Below are 20193 nucleotides of genomic sequence, written 5' to 3'. Positions count from 1 at the left end.
GGCGATTACTCGCTCTCGTCGTCTTCCTGCTGCTGCATCTGCTGCATCTGCTGTTGCATCTGCTGCTGTTGCATCTGCTGGGCCTTCTGTTCGAGTTCGCTGCTCTGTTCCTCGACGTCGCTGATGTCGGCTTCGAGTTCGTCGATGCGCTCGTCGAGGGTGTCCTTGCGCGTCTCGAGGGAGTCGACCGCGCCATTCTGGTCGCGCTCCGCGGCGTAGCCGCCGCCGAGTTCGACGACGACCTCGTCGATGTCGTCGACGGTCGTGCGGATGTACGCGCCGCCGCCCAGCGGCACCTGCACGACGGAGTCGGTCTCCAGCGTCTCGATGGCCTCGATGGCCTCGTCGACCTCGTCCTTCTCGTCCCGGAGCGACTCGACCTCGTTTTCGAGCTGTTCTTTCTGCTCGTCGAGTTCCTGCAACTGCTGCTGGAGCTGCTGGAGCTCCTGGTTGCCGCCACCCATCATCGCGCTTCGACCTCCGAGACGTCGACCTGCGTGCGCTTGAGGCCGTGCTTGCTGCCGAAGTTGGCGTACGTGTGTTCCTCGGCGACGGACTCGTTCTCTGCGTCGATGGTCGTCTCGAACTGCTCCCAGCCGTTACGGGCCTGGAAGCGTCCGCGAACAGTAAACGTGTTCATGCCAAGATAGTCGTGAGCGAGCGGGAAGAATCTTCCTAACTCGTTCCCCACGGCGGTCGGCCGAGCGGCCGCGAAAATGACCGACGGCCGGGAGCCCGAATCGGAGCGTCGACGCGAGTCGAAGGCCCGGGAGAGATGTTCGAACGGCCGGCTGGCGTGTCTCGCGCGGCAAGTAGACATATCTGTTCGACGCCCCCAAGCGAGACTATGAGCGTCATCGCGGACTTCGCAGTGCCTCCGGAGGACTTCGTTCTCTCCCACGCCGTGTGCAACGGGCCGGACGTGACCGTGGGGATAGAACGGGTGGTCCAGACGGAGTCGAGTCTCACGCCGTACTTCCAGGTGGCCGGCGACGCGCTCGAGGAGTTCGAGCGCTACGTCGACGACGACGAGACCGTGACGAACGTCCGGACGCTCGAACGCGTCGACGACGAGCGGTTCTACCGGGGCGACTGGACGGAGGACGTCGACCACCTCGTGAGGGGGATTCACGAGGCCGAAGCGACCGTCACTCACGCCAGGACGGGCGGGGAGGTGTGGGACCTCCGGATGGTGTTCCCCACTCGGGACGCGCTCTCGGCGTTCGACGACCACTGCGACGAGGAGTACGACTACTCGCTGAAGCAGGTGTTCGACCGGTCGAACACGGCGACGTTCGGCGACTTCGAGATGACGGCCGAGCAGCGCGGCACGCTGTTGACCGCGCTCGAAATGGGGTACTTCGAGGTACCGCGGGACGCGACGATGGAGGACCTGGCCGACGAGTTCGGCATCACCGTCCAGTCCGTCTCCCAGCGCATGCGACGCGCCCACGCGAACCTGCTACAGAACACGCTCGCGCTGGAGACGACCGAGAGCGACGACGCTGATTGAGACGCGACCGACGTCGTTCGCCGCGTCACCGCCCTCGTCTTAAACGACATCGAAAATTCAGCCGTCAGATTCCCGTGGCTGGGAGAACGATTTTCACCCGATGGGAGAGCAGCTCGGATTGAAGGAAGCGGTAGCGATGGCTCTCGGGGGGATGATAGGCGGCGGCATCTACTCCGCGTTCGGTATCGTCGTCGCCATCTCGGGGAAGATAGCGTGGCTCGCGTTCGCCATCGCGGGGTTCGGGGTTCGAACCGCACCCACTCTCGCAGTACAACCCGCAGTTGCTCACCCTCGACGGGCGGTCGGTGTCGCTGCGCGAGTAGCGACCGAAGGGCGAGACCGCAGTCGGAGCGGGTGGCGACCGTACGCCGCTACAGCGGCTGTTCGTGCTGGGAAACGTCTTCTTCCGACCGTCCGCTGCTCTGGATGATGTTGAAGGCGGTCATCAGGTCGGTTCGTGAGATGATGCCCGCCAGGTCGCCGTTCGCGTCGATGACGGGCATCCGACCGATACCGTGCTGCTGGAGCGCACGGAGGGCGTCTATCGCGTCGCTTTCGGCCGATATCGTCTGGACTTCGCCCGACATCACGTCGTCGACGCGGTACGCGTCGCGCTCGACCTGGTCGACCTCGCGGGCGTCGTCCAGCGTCACGATGCCGACGAGATTGCCGTTCTCGACGACGGGGTAGCCGGTGTGGCGCTCTCGGAGCATCCGGTCGAGCAGGTCGGCGACCGAGTCGTCCGGCGACACCGTCTTCAGTTCCGACGCGGGCGTCATCACGTCCCGAACCCGGACGTCGCTGAACGCGGCCGCGAACACCGTCTGCTGGGCCTCGCTGGTCGCGCCGATGTAGATGAAGAAGGCGATGCCGATGAGGACGATGTTGATCTGCAGCAGGCCGAGGAGACCGAGCAGGATGGCGAACAACTTGCCGACCTCCGCGGCGGTCTGGGTCGCCTGCGCGAACGGTCGAGTGCGCGCGAGCAGTGCGCGCAGGACGCGACCGCCGTCCATCGGGAATCCCGGCAGGAGGTTGAAGGCGGCGAGCACGAGGTTCATCAGCGCGAGATAGCCGACGACGAACCGCACCGCCTGCAGGTCGACCGGGACGAGAAAGAGCGCGGCGTAGGAGAGCACGCCGAGCGCGATGCTGACCGCCGGACCGGCGATGGCGATGAGAAGTTCCTCGAGCCAGTCTTCGGGCTGTTCGGTCAGGCTGGCGATGCCGCCGAAGATCCACAGCGTGATGGAGTCGATGGGGAAGCCAAAGCGCATCGCCACCAGCGAGTGACCGAGTTCGTGGAGGACGACCCCGGCGAACAGGCCGACCGCCGCTATCGTGCCGAGAATCCACGGCATCGACCCGCCGGTCAACGGCTCGACCGTCAGTTGCACTCCCCAGAGCATGTTCAGGATGTCGACCCACTGACCGATCTGCGTCCCGATGATCCACGCGAACACCGGCAGAATCAACAGGAACGTCAGGTCCAGCTTTATCGGGATGCCGAAGGCGCTCCCGATTCTGAAGCTTCTCATAGGCGTACGTAGCGCCGGAACCGCCTTAAACCTCCCCGCGGAGGCGACGGTTCGCGGTCGTCCGAAGTCGGGGCAGGTTGCCGACGTCGCTCCACCGCGGTGCGACGCCGTTCCGAGACGAACTCGGAGCAGGTCACCGACGTCACTCGCTCGTCACGCGACGACGCCACTCTGACACGAGAGTCAGAGCAGGTCGCCGACGTCACTCATCGTCTCCCCCAGTTCGTCACGCTTCCGGACGGTGGCGTCGCCGGCGGGCGAGAGCGCGCCCTCGACCGCCTCGACGGCCCCGTCCAGCGGGTCGTGGGTCTCGACGAACGCCGCCAGCGCGAACTCCGTCTCGCTCGCGCCGGTGAGCGCCTTCGCGTCCGACCGCGAGAGGTCCGCCGTCAGCCAGTCGCCGACCACGTCCCGGGCCGTCGGGCCGAGGGGGGAGACGCCGTCGAGCCCGAGCAGGTGGAGCGTCTTCGCCGCGGTGACGGGCGCGACCCCGGCGTCCCGGCCGGCGTCGCCGACCGACGCGCCCGCCGTGAACGACTCGACGACCGTCGCCGCCGAGGTGGGGTCGCAGGGCAGGTCGTCCGCAAACGGGACGAGACGCTCCCGGAGGTCGCCGTCCGTGTCGTCCACTGCGGCGACGCCGCGGTCGCGCTGCTCGGCTGTCACCTCTAGCCCCGCAGCGATGTCGGAGAGCGTCACGTTCGGAGGTCAGTCCGTCTCCCACTTCAAACTTCTAGACAGGTATCAGTCGTGATATCTCCCCCGCGGGCGGAACCTACCGGTTACCGGTAGGTTCGAGCGCCGCGAACGGGTTTCGTTCGCCGTCTCCGGCGCTCGTTTAAATACCATCTCGGACGAAGATTCGAACGTGATGAGCAAAGCACACGCGCCAGTCGAAGCCTGTCCGGAGTGTCACGGCCAACTGCGAACGAGCGGCGAAGAGACCGTCTGCACCGAGTGCGGGCTAGTCGTCGCCGAAGACCAGCTCGACCGCGGGCCGGAGTGGCGGACGTTCGAGGGCGACGGCGACTCGAACCGAAAGCGCACCGGCGCGCCGCTGACGCGCTCGCGCCACGACCGCGGGCTCACCACGGAAATCGGGTACGGCAAGCGAAGCAATCGCCTCACCGGTCGCAAGCGCCGGCGCGTCGCCCGGATGCGACGCCAGCACAACCGCGCCCGGATACCGACGAAGTCCGACCGGAACAAGGTGTACGCGTTCACCGAGATTCGCCGGCTCGTCGGCGCGCTCTCGCTCCCCGACTACGTCCGAGAGCAGGCCTGCACGCTGTTCGAGTCCGCCCAGAACGAGGACCTCCTCTGCGGTCGCTCCATCGAGGGGTTCGCGACCGCGACCGTGTACGCCGTCTGCCGTATCCGCGACATCTCACGGAGCCTCGAAGAGGTCGACGACGCGGCCCGGGCCGACCGCGAAGAGCTGAAATGCGCCTACGACGCGCTGAACCGCGACCTCGGACTTCCGACCGGCCCCATCGACCCGGGCGAGTACCTGGCGCGGTTCGCGACCCGTCTCGACCTGCCGCACCCGGTCGAGCGGCGCGCACGGGAACTCGTCGAGGCGGCCCACGACCTGGACCTCGTCGCGGGCAAGAACCCCGTCGGCGTCGCCGCGGCGTGTCTCTACACCGCCGCACGCGAGCGAAATCACCCGCTCACCCAGCGCGAGGCCGCCGACGCCGCGGACGTGACGCCGGTGACGCTCCGGTCGACGTACACGACGCTCCGGGACTCCGGTCGAACGACCGTCGGCCCGGAGTAGGTCGCCTACTGCAGACGGTAGTAGGCGTCCTCGACCGCCGCGAAGTAGTCCTCGTCCATGACGCGCGGGGACGTGACGCGGTGGAAGTCCGCGAGGACGAACTCGACTTCCTCGCCGTCGAACCCGTACGCGTGGAACGCGGCCGCGTCGACGCGCGCCTGCTTCTCGCGACGGGTCTCCTCGTCGTCCGGGTCGACGGCCGCGAGGCCGCCGAGCCGCCGACGCATCTCCGCGAACGGCTCGCCGTAGCAGTTCAGCTGCGCGGCCGGCCGCCAGACGGCCTCGAAGTAGTCGTCACCCCGGGTGAGATGCGGGACCTGCGACTCCCGGAACTTGTACATGACGACGCTCTTGTCCACCTTGGTCCGCATCAGGTAGTCGAACGGGACGCTGTTCAGCAGGCCGAGCGCAGCGAACAGCTCCTCGTCGGTGAACACCCGCTCGTAGACGCCGTGGAGCGGCCGCTCCGCCAGGTCCAGGACCGAGGGAGCTATCTCGAACGGCCGCACCGTGTGGAGCTTGTTGTGGCACACGGGACCGGGCGGAATCACCGCGGCGATCATCGTCCGCTCGTCCGTCGGCTGTGCGACGTCGCGGTAGACGATGCGATACTCGGTGCAGTCGAGGCGAACGTCGTCCGCGCGGAGCGGTTCGCCCCGCGCCGCTTCGAGCAGGTCGTCGACCGTCGACCGCATCGACCCGGTCGCCCGAACGCCGTACCGTTCCCGGACGGCGTCGGACTCCGTCGCGAACTCGTACAGTTCACGCTTGAGCGTTCGGCGACCCTTCTCGCGGACGCGCCGTCTGGCGCTGGCGGCCGAGCCGTCGTCGACCGACCAGAACCGCGGTGGTTCGAGGTCGTGGACGCGGTCGTCGTAGGCGTAGCGGTAGACGTTCGCGCCGCCGAGAACCGGATAGTCGCCGTCGTCCGCCGTCTCGACGAACCGGTCGGCGTCCTGCGTCCGGTCGAGTTCCCGGTAGGGGTCGGCGTACCAGCTTCCCCCGTCCGGCTCCGAGACCGGGGGGTGGTCGACGACGGTGTCCAGCACGTCGACCTGCGCCTGGGAACGGACCATCGGGAAGAGCCCCGCGATGGGCGAGTAGTCGGCGAGCACCGCCCGAGGAATCTCCGGCAGTCGGTCCGCGCGACCGTTCCGGAGCTCTCGCAGGACGGTGAGGTCCGTCTGGCCGAAGACCCCTCTGAGACCGTCCGTCTCGCCGGAGTTCTCGAACGTGACGACGCCGAACTTGTACTGGTCGTGCAGGTCGTCGAACGTTCCCTTGTTCTCGAAGCCGAGGATTGACTCGGCGCGCTTGCAGTCGAGTAGCCGGGTCCGGAGGTCCTTCGTCGCGAGGCCGGTGAAGACGTTGCCGGGCAGGAGCAGCGCGACGCGCGTGTCCTCGCGCGCCAGCCGGTAGACGCGCTCGAGGAAGAGCGCCGACAGGTCGGCGTCGGTCGAGCGCGTGCGACCGTCTATCGCCGGCTGCTGTAACTCGTAGTCGTCGCTCCCGCGGAAGTACTCCGCCAGCCGGTGGTGTTCGCGTTCGAACCGCTCGTACTCCGCTCGCAGACCCTCGCGTCGCTCCAGGAGCTCGGTCACCCGGTCGTCTTTCGCCGCCGGCGGCAGGCTCCGGAACGACTCGTCGTACTGCGAGAAGAAGTCGTCGCGGGTCGGACGAATCCGGTCCCAGGGCGGGTTCCCGACGACGACGTCGAACCAGCCGTCGCGGTACGCCCGCGCGAACTCGACCGGCCAGTGGAACGGGTCGTGGTCCCGGACCGCCTCGACGTCGACCGCGTCCACTCCCGCGTCGTGGAACTCGGCCAGCACCCGCTCGTCCAGTTCGCGCCGGCACTCGTCCAGCAGCGCCTCGGCCCGTTCCCCGAGCGCCGCCGCCTCCCGGCCCGCCGCCGCCTCCCGCGCGTCGAGACGGTCCGCGATCGCCGCGACGCGCTCGTGCAGGCGTCCCCCGAGCGCGTCCTCGTCCGCGTCGACGAGTCCGATGAGGGCGTTGCCGGTCCGGAGGTTGGAGTCGAGGGACGGCAGCGGTTCGACCGCGTCCGGGTCGTCCCGGACCGCCGCGAGCGTCGAGAGCCACAGCCGGAGCTTGCAAATCTCGACGGCACCGTCGTCGACGTCGACCCCGTACAGGTTCTCCCGGACGATGGTCCGCCTCGCGAACGGTTCGTCCTCGTCTGGCGGGCGCTCTATCGCCGCCCGAACGGTCGCCGGGGGGTCGCCGGTCGTCGGGCGCGAGTACCGCTCGCGGAGGCCGTCGATGCACTGGAGGGAGACGTCCAGTAGCGCTCGCTGGGCGGCGAGCAGGAACGCGCCGCTGCCGACGGCGGGGTCGAGGACCTTCGTCCCGCGAACGACGTCGACGTACAGCGTTTCGAGGTGCGTGCCGTCGTCGAGCGCCCGGTCTAGCGACTCGTAGGAGCGGCCGTCGATTCGCTCGTTGAGGTCGTCGAGGAGGCGCGGGTAGATGGCCTCCTGGGCCATGTACTCCGTCATCTCGTCGGGCGTGTAGTACGCCCCCATCTCCTTCCGGTCGACCGTCCGTTCGAAGATGTGGCCGAGAATCGACGGCGAGAGGGTCTTCGGTTCGACGACGACCGCTCGTTCGTCGACGCGCCAGCGCCACTCGTCGAGGAACTCCAGGACGCGGCGGTAGAGCGCGTTCTCCCGTTCGATGGCGTCGCCGAGACGGACGTCCGGGTTGGCGCGTTCGACCGCAGTCGGTGCGAAGAGGCCGCAGTCCAGGGACGGCAGCGAGTCGCCCTCGACGAACGACGCGTCGACGTCGTCGTCCGCCCCTGCGAGGACGCCGAACAGCGGCCCGTAGAAGGTCTCGGCGACGCCGGCCGCCGTCGACTCGGCGAGGGCGTGCCGGTCGAGGAGGTAGCTTCGGTTCCCGTCGAGCAACCCCTTCGCCTGGACGAACTGCAGGAAGAGAAGACGGTCGAAGAGGACCTGCACGTACCGCCGCTTCGCGTCGCCGGCCTTCCTCGCGGTCACGCCCGACACAGCCTCGGTGAGGTCGGCGCGAAGTGACGCGAACGCCCGGTGGAACGCCTCGACCACGTCGCTCGCGTCGTAGAGGTTCCGGACGGAGGTCGGGTCGCCGGCCTCGACGCCGTTCAGCCTGTCGAGGACGGAGAACCGCCCGCCGTTGGGGCCGACATGACGCTTCTCGAAGGCGAACCGCCGGTACGAGACGCGTCCCCCCGGGCGAAACGGCCGCTCGCGGGTGAGGAACGTGAACCGCCGGTAGTCGTCGGTGACCAGTGCGGTACCGAACCGCCCGCCGAGGGCGTCCTCGTAGTCCGTCGGCGACCGTCCCTCGGCGGCCTCGACGACGCCGACGAGTGCCTCCGGTGCCAGTTCGAGAAAGCGGACGTCCGCGCCGGTGAGTGCGTTCCGCTGGTCGTCGGTCAGTTCCTGCGCGCTCGCGTCGTCGAGGCCGCGATAGCCGAGCGTCTCGGCGATGGCGTCGAGGTCGTCCCATCCGGCGACGTCCCGGGCCGTTATCCGGCGACGACGGCGCGCGTTCATCTACGGACCATGAGAAGACTCTGGATTATAAATCGTGTCGTCGGTCCGAACGTTACTCGACCCGCGCCCGACGGGAGGCGACCGACGCCCGGCGAATCGCCCGTCCCAGCGCCTCGAAGCGGTCCGCCGCCACGCTCTCCGGCGCGAGCGACGCGACCGGGCGACCCTGCCGCTGTGCCCGTGCGACCGTCGCCGACTCCGGAATCGCGGTTGCGGGCGCGCCCAGCGTGTGCGCCACGTCGTCGGTCGGCGGGTCCCGACCGGCGCGGTTCAGCGCGACGCAGGCGAGGCCGGCGTCGAAGCGACGGGCGAGCGCCCGCGTCCTGACCGCGTCGGCCAGCGCGGCCCGCCGGGGCGTCGTCACGAGCGCGCAGGCGTCCGCCGCGACCAGCGGCAGGCCCGCGTCCGCCGCCATCCCCGCCGGGCAGTCGACGACGACCCACTCGCGCTCCGCGGCGAGGTCCGCCATCGCCGACGCGAAACCGGTCAGGTCGCAGGCGCGCGCGCCGGCCAGCGTCCGTCCGCAGGGGAGCAACGCGACCGGTCCGGCCCGCGTGACTGCCTCGCAGGGGTCGGCGCGTCCGGCGAGCACGTCGTGGAGGTCCGGCCCGCGACCCGCCGGAAGGTCGGCCATGGCGAGGTCTGCGTCGACGACGACGCCGTCGAGTTCCGCGCCGAGGTTCAGCGCGACCGTCGACTTGCCGACGCCGCCCTTTCCGCCAGCGACCGCGACTATCACGCGAGCCTCCGGAACGCGGACAGCGGAACGTCGGCCGCGGTGCGCTCGCGCAGGTCGGCCGCGCGAGTTTCGAGCGCCCGGAGCGCCGCGCGGTCCTCGCGGGTCGCGGCCAGGAGTTCCTCCGCGCCCGCAAGTCCGCCCGCCGATTCCAGTCGGTCGGCGGCCGCCCCGAGCGACCGCGCGTCCGCCAGCGCCTCCCGGCGCTCCACCCGCCGCTCGACCGCCGCCAGCCACTCCGCGACCGGAGTCGGGAGGTCGCCGTCCGCGTCCGACCGCTCGTCGTCGGCCGACCGCTCGCCGTCGGGCGAGGGCGCGACCGCGTCCGCGGGCGGTCGCGGGTCGCCGAGCGAGCGAATCGCACCCGCCACGGTCGCCTCCGCGTCGACGGCGACGGCCGCGGCGTCGAGGCCGGCACCGCCGGCCGGACCGGACCCGGAATCGTCGGTCGGCGTCCCGGCGCGTTCGGTCCAGACGACCTCGACGGGCGGGTCCTCCGGGGCGGCGGGGCTGGCGTACCCCAGCGAACGACTGCTGTCGGCCGCGACGACGCTCTCGAAGCCGCCGTCGTCCCAGCCGGATTCGGGGACGCCCTCGCGCCGCGGCGGCCAGACCGGTCCGTCGAGGCGGTTGCCGACCCGGATCCGGGTCGCGGTCTCGGCCGGGTTCTCGACGACCAGTTCGACGAGCGTCACCGTTCCGTGCGCGCCTGTCCGCGCGTCGGTCGACCAGCGAAGCGTCACCATGGTCGGGCGTGGTCCCGTCTTCACTCTTAAACGTAGAGGACGGGCGCGTCGAGGCGGTCGGCCGCCGCGGCCGCCGACGGAAAGCGGTCGCAGGCCAGCACGACCGGCGCGTCGAGGTCGGCGACGCGGACGACCGCGAGCGCCGCCGTCACGTCGTCCGGCGGCGAACGGGGGGACGGGCCGCCGTCCCGAATCGCGGCCGCCGTGCCGCCCTCCGGAGTCGCGCCGACGACGGGCTCGTTCGAGTCTCGTTCGGCCACGTCGTCGTCCCGTTCCGCCCCGGTCGAACCGTCGTCCCGCACCGCCGCGACCGCGTCGGCGAACTCGTCGCGGACCTGCCGGGCGAGGTGGGCGCGCGCCTCGCGTTCGAGGTTCGCTTTCCGGTCCCGGAGGCGGAGTCGTCTCTCCCGGTCGTCGCGGGCGGACTCGGCCCGCTCGCGGGCGCGGTCGAGCGCCTGTTCGGCGGCGATGCGCTCCGTCTCGGCCTCCGAGAGACGACGCGTCGCTTCGAGGAGGCGCTCCTCCGCGTCGGTCGGGTCGGCGTCCGCCTCGCGCAGCGCCTGCACCCGGCCGCGCAGCGCGGCGACGCGCTCGCGCAGTTCCGTCTCCGAACCGGCCGCCTCCGCGACGCGACGGCGGGCGTCCCGGAGCGACACCGCGGGCACGTCGAGGTCGGCGATGCGCCGCTCCAGGCGCGCTATCTCGTCGGCCTGCGGCGCGGTCAGGCCGCGAGAGCGCGCCGCGGCCGCCAGCGCGGGGCGCACCCGGCAGGTCGCGTCCGGAGCGACGACGCCGACACGGTCATGGACCGGTCCCGGGTCGGGACAGCGCACCACCAGGTCGTCTCGTCCGGGACCGCTCTCGTCCGCCGGGTCACCGGTCCCGGCACGGACCGCCGCGGCGACGTCGGTCGGGTCGAGGTCGTGCCCCGAGAGGTCGACGGCCCGCCCCGAGCGACGCTCGCCCGCGACGAGGACGTTCATAGCTCCTCGCCGCGCATCGACTCGGGGGACGGGTGCCCCGTTCCGGCCGCGAACCGGGCGTACGGCGTGCTCGCGTGGTCGCGGTCCTCGTACGACGACGCCGCCTCCCTGACCGCGTCCGGCACGTCGCGAAACTCGTTGAGCGGCGCGGTCCGCTCTAGCTGGACCGCTCCCTCGTGTTTCGCGCGGAGTCTGAGCGCGAGGAACGCGCCGAACTCCGTCGGCTTCAGCAGCGCCGCGCGGCCGAGACGCCGGACGACGGACTCCTCGTGGGCGTTGCAGACGTTCCGGAGCGTCTGGCGGGCCGGCTGGGAGTGCGTTATCACCAGCAGCACACGAGTTCCTTCTTACCTGATAGATTTAAAATTAACTAGCGCGTTCGAACGGACCACTCGCCGTCGTCGAACTCGGCGACGGCGTCGAACAGCGACTTGAGCGTGTTTATCGTCTGGTCGTCGTGCGCCGCCGGGTCGAGGTGGAAGTGGGCGGTGACGCCCGCCGTGGCGAACCGACCCGTCAGCACGTGGAGGAACTTGTACACCGTCTGCACGTCGGCGTACTGGAGTAGCGCGGTCAGCGAGTGGAAGCAGGCCACGGTCCGGTTGCCGTCGTTCTGCCACTGCTGGAGCACCTCGCTTATCTTGATCCCGAGTCCCGTCAGGTCGCCCGGGTTCGACAGCGTCTCGATGACGGCGTCCGCCGGCGTCTCCTGGACCGGCGACGAACTGGCGGCCGACCGGACCGTCTCGCCGACGCTGACGAATCGCAGGTTCGCCGGACGTTCGCCGACGTGACCGAGCCAGTCCTGGACGCAGCCGTCCGGCGACCGGGTGAACGTGACCCAGAGGACGTTCTCCCGTTGCGGCGACTCCTGCGAGAGCAGGTCGAGGCAGACGTCGTCGGTCTCGGAGCGCATGGACGGCGAGAGCAGCAGGATAGACGATTCCCCGTCCAGCTCGGTGAGTTCGGTCATTCGTGGATGCTCCCGGGAACTGCGTGTCCGCTCGCCGCGTGGTCCGTCCCGTGCCATCGTGTGGAATTCATCGGGCTACCGCCATTATTATGGACCCTATAACCCGGTCGAGGCCGGTGTGTGGTTTCGGGCGTTGGTGCGTTCGCACGCGCAGTTTCGTGTCTTCTCTTTCCGGGAGCAAGCTTATTTATTTTTCCATGTCGATGGAACTGTCAGCACTCACACCGTTTCGAGGTCGAACTCCAGTTGCTCGGCGTCCAGCAGGTCGGCGACGCGAGCGCGGGCGTCGGCTTCGCTCTCCGCCACGACGACGACGCCGTCCGCGGGGTCGGCTCCCGTCGCTCGATACGCCGAGAGGTCCGGGTCCTCGAACTCGGTCGCGTACGTTCGCAACACCGTCAGAACTCGCTCTTCCGTCTCCCGCAGGTCCGACTCGCCGGCCTCGAAGTCCGCGAGCGCGTCCTCGACGTTCCGGAGCGCGGAGATGCGGTCCATCCTACGTCGTCCTCAGGTGGTCGGTCGAGGGCTCGTACACCTCGCCTTTCTGCTTGAGCTTCTCGATTTCGTGTTCGGCCTTCGAGGGGTCCATGCCGGCCTCGTCCGCGCGGTCGAGCACCACGTCGACCGGCGCACCTTCGTCGTACTCCTCCTCGATGTCCGCGATGACCTGTTTGATGTTCTTGATGCGGTCGCGCTGGCTCTTGGAGGTCCCCGTCTCGACCACGTCGGCGTCGAACTGCCCGGTCTCCGGGTCGACGCCGATGTCCTGCAGGCACGAGCGGACGATCTCGATGACGCGGTCGGCGTCCTCGCGCTCGACGGTGTCCGAGAGGCGGACGCGGGCGCTCGCCTCCGCGAGGCGGACGAGCGCCTCCAGCTTCCGGGCGGTCACCGGCACCGGCGCGTCCTCGTCGGCCCCCTTCGAGCGCAGGTCGACGTAGAAGTCCTCGATGGCCTGTTTCGCCTCGTCGGTCATCGTCGGGAAGACGTTCGCCTTCGCGTAGGCGATGTACTTCCGGAGCAGGTCGGCCTCGATGGCCGGCGCGACCTCGTCGGTCTGCTCGTCGACCGCCTCCTGGGAGACGTTCGGCGCGTTCATCTCCGTTCGCTGGGTGTTCAACTCGCCCGCGAAGTTCGTCTGGAGGATGTGTTCGGCGAGTTGGCGGTCCTCCTGTTCGTCCGGCTGGTCGGTGACCGTGAAGATGAGGTCGAACCGCGAGATGAGCGCCGGTTCGAGGTCTATCTGTTCCCCGATGGACTCGTACTGGTCGAACCGGCCGTACTTCGGGTTCGCCGCCCCGAGCAGCGAACAGCGCGATTTCAGCGTCGCGTTGATGCCGGCCTTGCTCACGCTGATGGACTGCTGTTCGAGGGCCTCGTGCATGGCCGACCGGTCCTCCGGCCGCATCTTGTCGAGTTCGTCCACGGCCGCGATGCCCTTGTCGGCGAGCACGAGCGCGCCCGCTTCGAGCGTCCACTGCTGGCCGTCGCCGAAGTCGTCGCGGACGGCGGCCGCGGTCAGCCCCGCCGAACTCGACCCCTTGCCGGAGGTGTAGACGGAGCGCGGTGCGATGTTGCGGATGTACTGGAGCATCGCGGACTTCCCCGTCCCGGGGTCACCGATGAGGAGCATGTGCAGGTCGCCGCGAATCCGGGAGCCATCGGGGAGATGCTTGGTCACCCCGGAGAAGAGCTGGAGAATCATGGCCAGCTTCTCCTGACGATAGCCGTAGATGGACGGCGCGATGGAGTCGACCATCTCCTCGTAGATACCGTCGGTGTTGGAGAGTTCCGCTATCTTCTGCTTGTCCTCGTCGGTGATCTCCATGTCCTCGAACTCCTCGTCCTCTATCTCGACCGACACGCCGTCCATGTACACGTCGAAGACGGCGGACTTGTCCTGGCCGCTGCCCTGCTGTTCGAGGTGGAGGATGCCCGTCACGGTGACGTGGTCGCCGGGCGTCACCTCGCCGGTGATGTCGTCCTCGATGTGGACGTCGATGCTCTCGGGCGTCTCGCCGCCCCGGAGTCCCTCGGGACTCTCCTGGATGCGGAGCTTCTGCGAGTCGATGAACTCGGACTGGTCGAAGTTGATGCGGAACGGACCCTGTCGTTCGCATCCCTGGCACTCGTGTGGCTCCTGGAAGTCGCCGCCCTCCTGCGGAATGTAGGTCAGGGTGCCGCACCGCTGACACTCGAACGCCGCCTCCTGTATCTTCGGGCGGACGCTCGTCGCCTTGCGGACGATACCCTGCACGCTGACCAGCGTGTTGACGTGCCGGGCGCGGATGGCCCGGATGGCCGTCACTTCCGGCAGGCCGCGCATCCGGACGTGGGCCTGCCCGAGACTCACGTCCACCGGGAGGTCGTAGAGCCGTAATGCCTCCTCGGCGTACTCCTGGTGTTGTTGTGGCTGTGCGAGGTAGTCGTCCGCCAGGTCGGCGTCGTAGCGATAGAGGTCGTCCCAGTCGACGTACAGTGACCGCTGCTCGTTGGGGTACTGTTGTGCGAGGTCCCCGATCTCGTCGCTGTAGTAGCGCCGGTAGAACTGCTCGAACCGGTCGACGAGTTCTGTGTTCTCCGCGCGGGCCATTCAGTGACCCTTGGCACTCGATTAGGTAAGAAGTTTCGCAAAACCTGATAGTGGTCCCGGCGGTGGTCGTCCGCCGGACCCGTCCACGTTCGTACGTCTCCGCTGGCGTCGCTCCGACCGCCTCGCCCGCCCCAGTTCGCCACCCCTGCGCTCTGCGTCGCACCACCCCGGACCGCGCGGTGACGACACGCACCTCGAATCCAACGATTCGAATCGCTGAAATAGCTCGACCGTGTACCGGTATTCGTGTCGAAGCAGGCCCAGCAGGTGGATACGCTGTTCCTTCACGAGGTGGACCGGGGCTACCAGGTGGTGGTCCGGCAGGGCGGCGAGCGGCGCTTCCAGGCCGTCCTCGAACTGAAGGAGACGGACGCGGGGCCGCGTCCCGGACGGTTCCGGGTCAAGCAGGGCTCCAGCGAGGAGCCGCGCAGCCCGGACGAGTTCGTCGAACTGGCGCGGGGAGCCGGCCGCATCCGCATCTCCCAGCAGACGTCGAGCGAGGCGCGCGACGAACTGAAGGCGCTGCTGTCGGGCTACCAGCTCGACGCGAAGGCGGTGCGGACGTGTCGGTTCTGTGCCAACTCCGGACGCTACTCGCCCATCAACAGCGACACGGCGATCGACGCCGGCGAGGAGTACATCTGCCCGGACTGCGCGAAAGAGGAACTGGAGCGCGAACTCGCGTTCCAGGGCGACCTGACGAGTTCGGCGAAAGAGCGCCTCGAGGAGCTCCTGGTCGAGGTCCAGGACCTCGAACGCATCACGAACCTGTTGAAAGGACAGCTCGACCCGGACCTGACGAAGTTCGACGAGATCAGCGCGAACGTCGAGGACGTGGACACCGTCCCCGTCGAGTCGCTCTCGCTGCATCCCGGCATCCAGAACCTCCTCGAACCGCGGTTCGAGGAGCTGCTGCCGGTCCAGAGCCTCGCGGTCCAGAACGGCCTGCTGGACGGCGAGGACCAGCTCGTCGTCAGCGCGACGGCGACGGGGAAGACGCTGGTCGGCGAGATGACCGGCATCGACCGCGTGCTGAACGGCAAGGGGAAGATGCTCTTTCTCGTCCCGCTGGTCGCGCTGGCGAACCAGAAACACGAGGACTTCGAGGAGGAGTACGGCGACCTCGTCGACGTGACCATCCGGGTCGGCGCGAGCCGGGTCCGGGACGACGGGCACGCGTTCGACCCGAACGCGGACGTCATCGTCGGCACCTACGAGGGCATCGACCACGCGCTCCGGACAGGGCGGAACCTCGGCGACATCGGGACCGTCGTCATCGACGAGGTCCACACCCTCCAGGAGGGCGAGCGCGGCCACCGCCTCGACGGCCTCATCTCGCGGCTCAAGCACTACTGCGAGCAGCGCGAGCAGCGCCGGCAGGAGTACGACGGTGCGCAGTGGGTGTACCTCTCGGCGACCGTCGGCAACCCATCGGACCTCGCGGAGTCGCTCCGGGCGAACCTCGTCGAGTTCGAGGAGCGGCCCGTCCCCCTCGAACGCCACGTCACGTTCGCCGACGGGAAGGAGAAACCCGACGTGGAGAACAAGCTCGTCCGCCGGGAGTTCGACCGCGAGTCCTCGCAGGGGTATCGCGGCCAGACCATCATCTTCACCAACTCCCGTCGACGCTGCCACGAGATATCCCGGAAGCTGGAGTACAGCTCCGCGCCGTACCACGCCGGCCTGGACTACGGCCGCCGGAAGAAGGTCGAGCGCATGTTCGCCGACCAGGAACTCGCCGCGGTCGTCACGACGGCGGCGCTGGCGGCCGGCGTCGACTTCCCGGCGTCGCAGGTCATCTTCGACTCGCTGGCGATGGGCATCGAGTGGCTCACCGTCCAGGAGTTCCACCAGATGCTCGGGCGGGCGGGTCGTCCGGACTACCACGACCGCGGGAAGGTGTACGTCCTCGTCGAACCGGACGGGAGCTACCACAACAGCATGGAGATGAGCGAAGACGAGGTGGCGTTCAAGCTGCTGAAAGGCGAGATGGAGGACGTGCGCACCCTCTACGACGAGAGCGCCGCCGTTGAGGAGACGCTGGCGAACGTCACCGTCGCCGGAAAGCAGGCCAAGCGCCTGAACGACCGGATGATCGGCGACGTGCCGACCAAGCACGCGCTCGGCAAACTGCTGGAGTACGAGTTCATCGACGGCTTCGAACCGACCGACCTCGGTCGCGTGGTGACGACGCACTTCCTCGCGCCCGACGAGGCGTTCAAGATGCTCGACGGCATCCGCAAGGACCACCACCCGTTCGACATCGTCGCGGACCTCGAGCGCCACGGCGAAGAGGAGTAAGGCACGGTACGCCGGCCAGACGCGGTGGCCAGTATAACTAACTACAGCGCTGGTGGGTTCTGATGCGGTGGGGGGATTATGAACGAAGATGCCGTCGAGAGCAAGATAACGACAGACCGCGAAACGATTCGAAACTGGGCCGACGAACGGAACCTCGAGCCGGTACGGCGGACGACCGCCGGCACGGAGGAACCGAGCGTCCGGCTCGTTCACGACGCGGAAACCGGCCGGTCCGGACACGAGGAGGTGTCGTGGGACGAGTTCTTCGACCGGTTCGAGGACGAGCAACTGGCGTTCATGTACCAGGAGTTCGACAGCGTCGACGACGAGGTGGAGTTCGCCGAGGTCATCGACCGAACCTCGATCGACGACGAGATCGTCCAGGGGGAGACCGTGGAGACGGAGGTCGTTCGAACGCGCGTCGTCGAGACCGAGGTCGTCGAGAAAGAGACCGTCGAGAGCGAGGTCGTCGACAGCGAGATAATCGGTAGCAACGTCCTCGACACCGAACTCGTGGGGCGGGAACTCGTCGACTGCCGCCTCGTCGAGGACGAGACGGCCACCGACGCCGGCGGGGGCACGATGGACACCGACGCCGGCGGGGACGCGATGGACACCGACACCGTCGGAGGTGAAACGGCCATCGGCGCGTTCGTCGAGAACGAGGTCCTGGAGACGTACCGCATCAGGAGCGAGGCCTTCGAGCGCGAGTACATCCAGAGCGAGGTGGTCGACACCGACACGACGGCCGAAGAGACCGTCGAGAGCGACACCACCGAGGCCCACACGACGAGCGGTGACGAGCGACTCGTCGACAGCGACGACGTCGAGGAGGAGGTCACCGACAGGGAGACCATGGAGACCGAGACGGTCACCCGCGAACGAATCGAGGGCGAACCGACCGAGAGGTCGGCCGTCCAGCGGAAGATAATCGAGAGCGAGGTGACCGAGACGAAACTCGTCACCGCCGACCTCCGCGACGCCGAGGTCATCGACACCGACGTGGTCACGAGCGAAGTGACCGAGAGCGAACTCGTCGAGGAGGAGACCATCGACGTGGAGTCGCTCGAAACCCCGTCGGAGACGGACCACGAGCACATGACCGGCATCGTCGACACGACGCCCGAGATAGGTCGGGGGAGGACCGACGAGGGTACGACCGCCGGCGGAACGACGACCTCGACGGCCATGGACGAGGGGAGCCGTGACGCGACGGAGCGCGTCGAACTGACGCCCGACGACGAAGGCAAGCGCGTCGTCGACTCGGACGGCGAGCGCATCGGCACGGTCGACGCCGTCGAAGGGGACGACATCCTGGTCGAGCCGCACGACAGCATCACCGACCGCATCAAGTCGGTGTTCGGAGAGGGCCACGAGAACCAGGACGAGTACCGAATCGGCCAGGAACGCATCACCGAGGTCACGGGCAGTACGGTCAGAGTCGACACCCGATAGCGGCCCGAACTCCGCGCTTTCGCTGTCCCTCGCGGGGTCGTGACTGCAGCGGGTCAGGTTCGGTTGCTTTTTGTTGCGCTCGTCACCATCCTGTGCCGTGCCAGCACCGACGGCGGGGATGCTGATAGTTTTCGGCATCATCGTGGCGGCGCTCGTCCTGTTCGCCACCGAACCCGTTCCCATCGACGTCACCGCCATCGGCGTGATGGTCGCGCTGATGGTCCTCGAACCGTGGACCGGTATCACGCCGGAGCTTGGCATCTCGGGGTTCGCCAGCACCGCGACCATCACCGTGCTGGCGATGTTCATCCTGAGTCACGGCGTCCAGCGCACCGGAGTCGTCCAGATACTCGGCCGGAAGATATCCCAGGTTACGGGCGACAGCGAGACGAAGCAGCTCGGCGCGACCATCGGCGTCGTCGGACCCATCTCGGGGTTCATCAACAACACCGCGGCGGTCGCCATCCTCCTGCCGATGGTGACCGACATCGCCCACGAGGGCAACACGTCGCCGTCGAAACTCCTGCTGCCGCTCTCGTACGCCTCGATGTTCGGCGGCATGCTGACGCTCATCGGCACGTCGACGAACATCCTGGCCAGCCAGCTCGCGGGCGAACTCGCCGCGGCCCAGGAGGGAGCGACCCGGCTCCACGAGTTCTCGATGTTCGAGTTCACGCATCTCGGCCTCCTCGTCTCCGTGGTCGGCACGGTGTACCTGCTGACGGTCGGGCGGTGGCTCGTCCCGGAGCGCATCCGACCGCGCGAGGACCTGACCGAGGAGTTCCAGATGGCCGACTACCTGACCGAGGTGGTCGTGCGCGAGGACTCCCCCCTCGTCGGCCGGACTCTGGGTGAGGTGCTGGCCGAGACGCCGCTCGACGTGGACGTCATCCAGCTCGTCCGGGGTGGGGAGGTGTTCCTCGAACCGCTCGCCCGCAAGACCGTCCGGGCCGACGACGTGTTCGCGCTCCGGACCGACCGCGACACGCTGGTCGAACTGGTGGACACCGAGGGACTGGACCTGGTGCCGAACGTCCAGGTCGACGAGGCGGAACTGGAGGCCGCGAGCGAGGGCGAGAACCTCGTCGAGGTGGTCATCAGTCCCGGGTCGGACCTCGTCGGCGAGACGCTGGCGACCGCCAGCTTCCGCGAGCGCTACGACGCCACCGTGCTCGCGCTCCGGCGCGGCCCGGAGGTACTCCGCGAGCGACTGGACGCCACCGAACTCCGGGTCGGCGACACGTTGCTCGTCCAGGCGACGACGGACACCATCAACCGCCTCGGCGTCAACCCGGACTTCATCGTCGCACAGGAGGTCGAGCGTCCCGACTTCCGCGAGTCGAAGATACCGCTCGCGCTCGGCATCGTCGCCGCCGTCGTCGCCGTCGCCGCACTCGACGTACTCCCAATCCTCGTGTCCGCGCTCGCGGGCGCGCTGGCGATGGTCGCCACCGGCGTCCTCAAGCCGACCGAACTCTACGACGCCGTCCAGTGGGACGTCATCTTCCTGCTCGCGGGCGTCATCCCCCTCGGCGTCGCGCTCAACCAGACCGGCGGCGCGGCACTGCTCGCCGACCTCGTGGTGATGAGCGCCGATGTCCTGCCGACCGTCGCGGTGCTCGGCCTGTTCTACGTCGTGACGGCGCTGTTGACGAACGTCATCAGCAACAACGCCAGCGTCGTCCTCATGATTCCGGTCGCCGTGGAGGCCGCGCTCCAGATCGGCGCGAACCCGTTCGCGTTCGTGCTCTCCGTGACCTTCGCGGCGAGCACGGCGTTCATGACTCCCGTCGGCTACCAGACGAACCTCTTCGTCTACGGTCCCGGCGGCTACCGGTTCACCGACTACCTGCGCGTCGGGGGGCCGCTGCAGTTGGTGTTCGCCATCGCCACGACCGCCGGAATCTGGCTGTTCTGGCCGTTGACGCCGTAGACCGGTCGGCGACGCCCGTCAGTTCGGCCAGTCGCGCTCCCCGCACAAACGAAACGTTTTACACGACATCCGCGCTATCGAACGA

The 20193-nt window shown here is 68.5% G+C and carries 17 protein-coding genes; 5 read left to right on the top strand and 12 right to left on the bottom strand.

The features are described from left to right. Window positions 1-5: 5 nt before the first annotated feature. Window positions 6-464, bottom strand: a complete 459-nt coding sequence (pfdA, locus tag ACTF4R_RS05960; protein ID WP_440007568.1) for a prefoldin subunit alpha — start codon at window positions 462-464, stop codon at window positions 6-8. Beyond that, window positions 464-640, bottom strand: coding sequence for a 50S ribosomal protein L18Ae (gene rpl18a, locus ACTF4R_RS05955; RefSeq protein ID WP_440006991.1), 177 nt, complete (start codon window positions 638-640; stop codon window positions 464-466). Before rpl18a ends, pfdA begins: the two co-directional genes overlap by 1 nt. A 207-nt stretch (window positions 641-847) precedes the next feature. Between rpl18a and ACTF4R_RS05950 the strand changes: the two genes are divergently transcribed. Next, window positions 848-1513, top strand: coding sequence for a helix-turn-helix domain-containing protein (locus ACTF4R_RS05950; RefSeq protein ID WP_440006990.1), 666 nt, complete (start codon window positions 848-850; stop codon window positions 1511-1513). Window positions 1514-1884: 371 nt separating this feature from the next. Here the strand turns inward: ACTF4R_RS05950 and ACTF4R_RS05945 are convergent, their stop codons facing one another. Together ACTF4R_RS05945 and ACTF4R_RS05940 are read right to left on the bottom strand one after the other, a co-directional pair. Then, a complete protein-coding gene (locus ACTF4R_RS05945) occupies window positions 1885-3051 on the bottom strand; it encodes a CBS domain-containing protein (protein ID WP_440006989.1) in 1167 nt (388 codons plus the stop codon). A 183-nt stretch (window positions 3052-3234) separates the two neighbouring features. Next, window positions 3235-3750 carry a DUF7858 family protein gene (locus ACTF4R_RS05940; RefSeq protein ID WP_440006988.1) on the bottom strand — a complete coding sequence of 172 codons (516 nt, stop codon included), beginning with the start codon at window positions 3748-3750 and terminating at the stop codon, window positions 3235-3237. A gap of 172 nt (window positions 3751-3922) precedes the next feature. Here ACTF4R_RS05940 and ACTF4R_RS05935 point away from each other — a divergent pair, with 172 nt between their 5' ends. After that, entirely contained in the window at window positions 3923-4831 is a 909-nt protein-coding gene (locus tag ACTF4R_RS05935; protein WP_440006987.1) for a transcription initiation factor IIB, read from the top strand. 5 nt (window positions 4832-4836) lie between these two features. On the opposite strand, the gene ACTF4R_RS05930 is transcribed toward ACTF4R_RS05935, so the two are convergent. From ACTF4R_RS05930 to ACTF4R_RS05895, 8 genes are all read right to left on the bottom strand, one after another. Then, complete coding sequence (locus ACTF4R_RS05930; RefSeq protein WP_440006986.1) at window positions 4837-8388, bottom strand: Eco57I restriction-modification methylase domain-containing protein; 3552 nt, start codon at window positions 8386-8388, stop codon at window positions 4837-4839. 52 nt (window positions 8389-8440) lie between these two features. Further along, window positions 8441-9127 (bottom strand): MinD/ParA family ATP-binding protein, encoded by a 687-nt coding sequence (locus ACTF4R_RS05925; protein ID WP_440006985.1) that lies wholly within the window; start codon window positions 9125-9127, stop codon window positions 8441-8443. Continuing rightward, entirely contained in the window at window positions 9124-9870 is a 747-nt protein-coding gene (locus ACTF4R_RS05920) for a DUF7857 domain-containing protein (RefSeq protein ID WP_440006984.1), read from the bottom strand. The genes ACTF4R_RS05925 and ACTF4R_RS05920 overlap by 4 nt, the downstream gene beginning before the upstream one ends. A 26-nt stretch (window positions 9871-9896) precedes the next feature. Then, window positions 9897-10853, bottom strand: a complete 957-nt coding sequence (locus ACTF4R_RS05915; protein WP_440006983.1) for a DUF7856 family protein — start codon at window positions 10851-10853, stop codon at window positions 9897-9899. Then, entirely contained in the window at window positions 10850-11188 is a 339-nt protein-coding gene (locus ACTF4R_RS05910; RefSeq protein WP_440006982.1) for a DUF7855 family protein, read from the bottom strand. The genes ACTF4R_RS05915 and ACTF4R_RS05910 overlap by 4 nt, the downstream gene beginning before the upstream one ends. A 35-nt stretch (window positions 11189-11223) precedes the next feature. Then, entirely contained in the window at window positions 11224-11826 is a 603-nt protein-coding gene (locus ACTF4R_RS05905; RefSeq protein WP_440006981.1) for a DUF7504 family protein, read from the bottom strand. Between the two features lie 219 nt (window positions 11827-12045). Then, window positions 12046-12321, bottom strand: coding sequence for a DUF7854 family protein (locus ACTF4R_RS05900; RefSeq protein ID WP_440006980.1), 276 nt, complete (start codon window positions 12319-12321; stop codon window positions 12046-12048). A gap of 1 nt (window position 12322) precedes the next feature. Continuing rightward, a complete protein-coding gene (locus tag ACTF4R_RS05895) occupies window positions 12323-14419 on the bottom strand; it encodes a minichromosome maintenance protein MCM (protein ID WP_440006979.1) in 2097 nt (698 codons plus the stop codon). A 246-nt stretch (window positions 14420-14665) separates the two neighbouring features. On the opposite strand from ACTF4R_RS05895, the gene ACTF4R_RS05890 reads away from it, so the two are divergent. The 3 genes from ACTF4R_RS05890 (at window position 14666) to ACTF4R_RS05880 (ending at window position 20108) form a co-directional block, all read left to right on the top strand. Then, a complete protein-coding gene (locus ACTF4R_RS05890; RefSeq protein WP_440006978.1) occupies window positions 14666-16720 on the top strand; it encodes a DEAD/DEAH box helicase in 2055 nt (684 codons plus the stop codon). A gap of 78 nt (window positions 16721-16798) precedes the next feature. Further along, window positions 16799-18175 carry a hypothetical protein gene (locus tag ACTF4R_RS05885; protein ID WP_440006977.1) on the top strand — a complete coding sequence of 459 codons (1377 nt, stop codon included), beginning with the start codon at window positions 16799-16801 and terminating at the stop codon, window positions 18173-18175. A 118-nt stretch (window positions 18176-18293) separates the two neighbouring features. Then, complete coding sequence (locus tag ACTF4R_RS05880; protein WP_440007567.1) at window positions 18294-20108, top strand: SLC13 family permease; 1815 nt, start codon at window positions 18294-18296, stop codon at window positions 20106-20108. The last annotated feature ends 85 nt before the right edge of the window (window positions 20109-20193 follow it).

The sequence above is a fragment of the Halomicrococcus pelagicus genome (assembly GCF_051917725.1).
GTDB lineage: Archaea > Halobacteriota > Halobacteria > Halobacteriales > Haladaptataceae > Halomicrococcus.
Note: the sequence above shows the minus strand (reverse complement) of the source record. Positions and strands in the feature narration are given on the sequence as shown.

What these genes read in the sequence shown, in the direction of transcription:
- ACTF4R_RS05880 (WP_440007567.1), top strand. Translation starts at nt 18,294, where the DNA reads ATGCTGATAGTTTTCGGCATCATCGTGGCGGCGCTCGTCCTGTTCGCC.
- rpl18a (WP_440006991.1), bottom strand. Translation starts at nt 640, where the DNA reads ATGAACACGTTTACTGTTCGCGGACGCTTCCAGGCCCGTAACGGCTGG.
- ACTF4R_RS05950 (WP_440006990.1), top strand. Translation starts at nt 848, where the DNA reads ATGAGCGTCATCGCGGACTTCGCAGTGCCTCCGGAGGACTTCGTTCTC.
- ACTF4R_RS05895 (WP_440006979.1), bottom strand. Translation starts at nt 14,419, where the DNA reads ATGGCCCGCGCGGAGAACACAGAACTCGTCGACCGGTTCGAGCAGTTC.
- ACTF4R_RS05905 (WP_440006981.1), bottom strand. Translation starts at nt 11,826, where the DNA reads ATGACCGAACTCACCGAGCTGGACGGGGAATCGTCTATCCTGCTGCTC.
- ACTF4R_RS05885 (WP_440006977.1), top strand. Translation starts at nt 16,799, where the DNA reads ATGAACGAAGATGCCGTCGAGAGCAAGATAACGACAGACCGCGAAACG.
- ACTF4R_RS05930 (WP_440006986.1), bottom strand. Translation starts at nt 8,388, where the DNA reads ATGAACGCGCGCCGTCGTCGCCGGATAACGGCCCGGGACGTCGCCGGA.
- ACTF4R_RS05900 (WP_440006980.1), bottom strand. Translation starts at nt 12,321, where the DNA reads ATGGACCGCATCTCCGCGCTCCGGAACGTCGAGGACGCGCTCGCGGAC.
- ACTF4R_RS05920 (WP_440006984.1), bottom strand. Translation starts at nt 9,870, where the DNA reads ATGGTGACGCTTCGCTGGTCGACCGACGCGCGGACAGGCGCGCACGGA.
- pfdA (WP_440007568.1), bottom strand. Translation starts at nt 464, where the DNA reads ATGGGTGGCGGCAACCAGGAGCTCCAGCAGCTCCAGCAGCAGTTGCAG.
- ACTF4R_RS05915 (WP_440006983.1), bottom strand. Translation starts at nt 10,853, where the DNA reads ATGAACGTCCTCGTCGCGGGCGAGCGTCGCTCGGGGCGGGCCGTCGAC.
- ACTF4R_RS05935 (WP_440006987.1), top strand. Translation starts at nt 3,923, where the DNA reads ATGAGCAAAGCACACGCGCCAGTCGAAGCCTGTCCGGAGTGTCACGGC.
- ACTF4R_RS05945 (WP_440006989.1), bottom strand. Translation starts at nt 3,051, where the DNA reads ATGAGAAGCTTCAGAATCGGGAGCGCCTTCGGCATCCCGATAAAGCTG.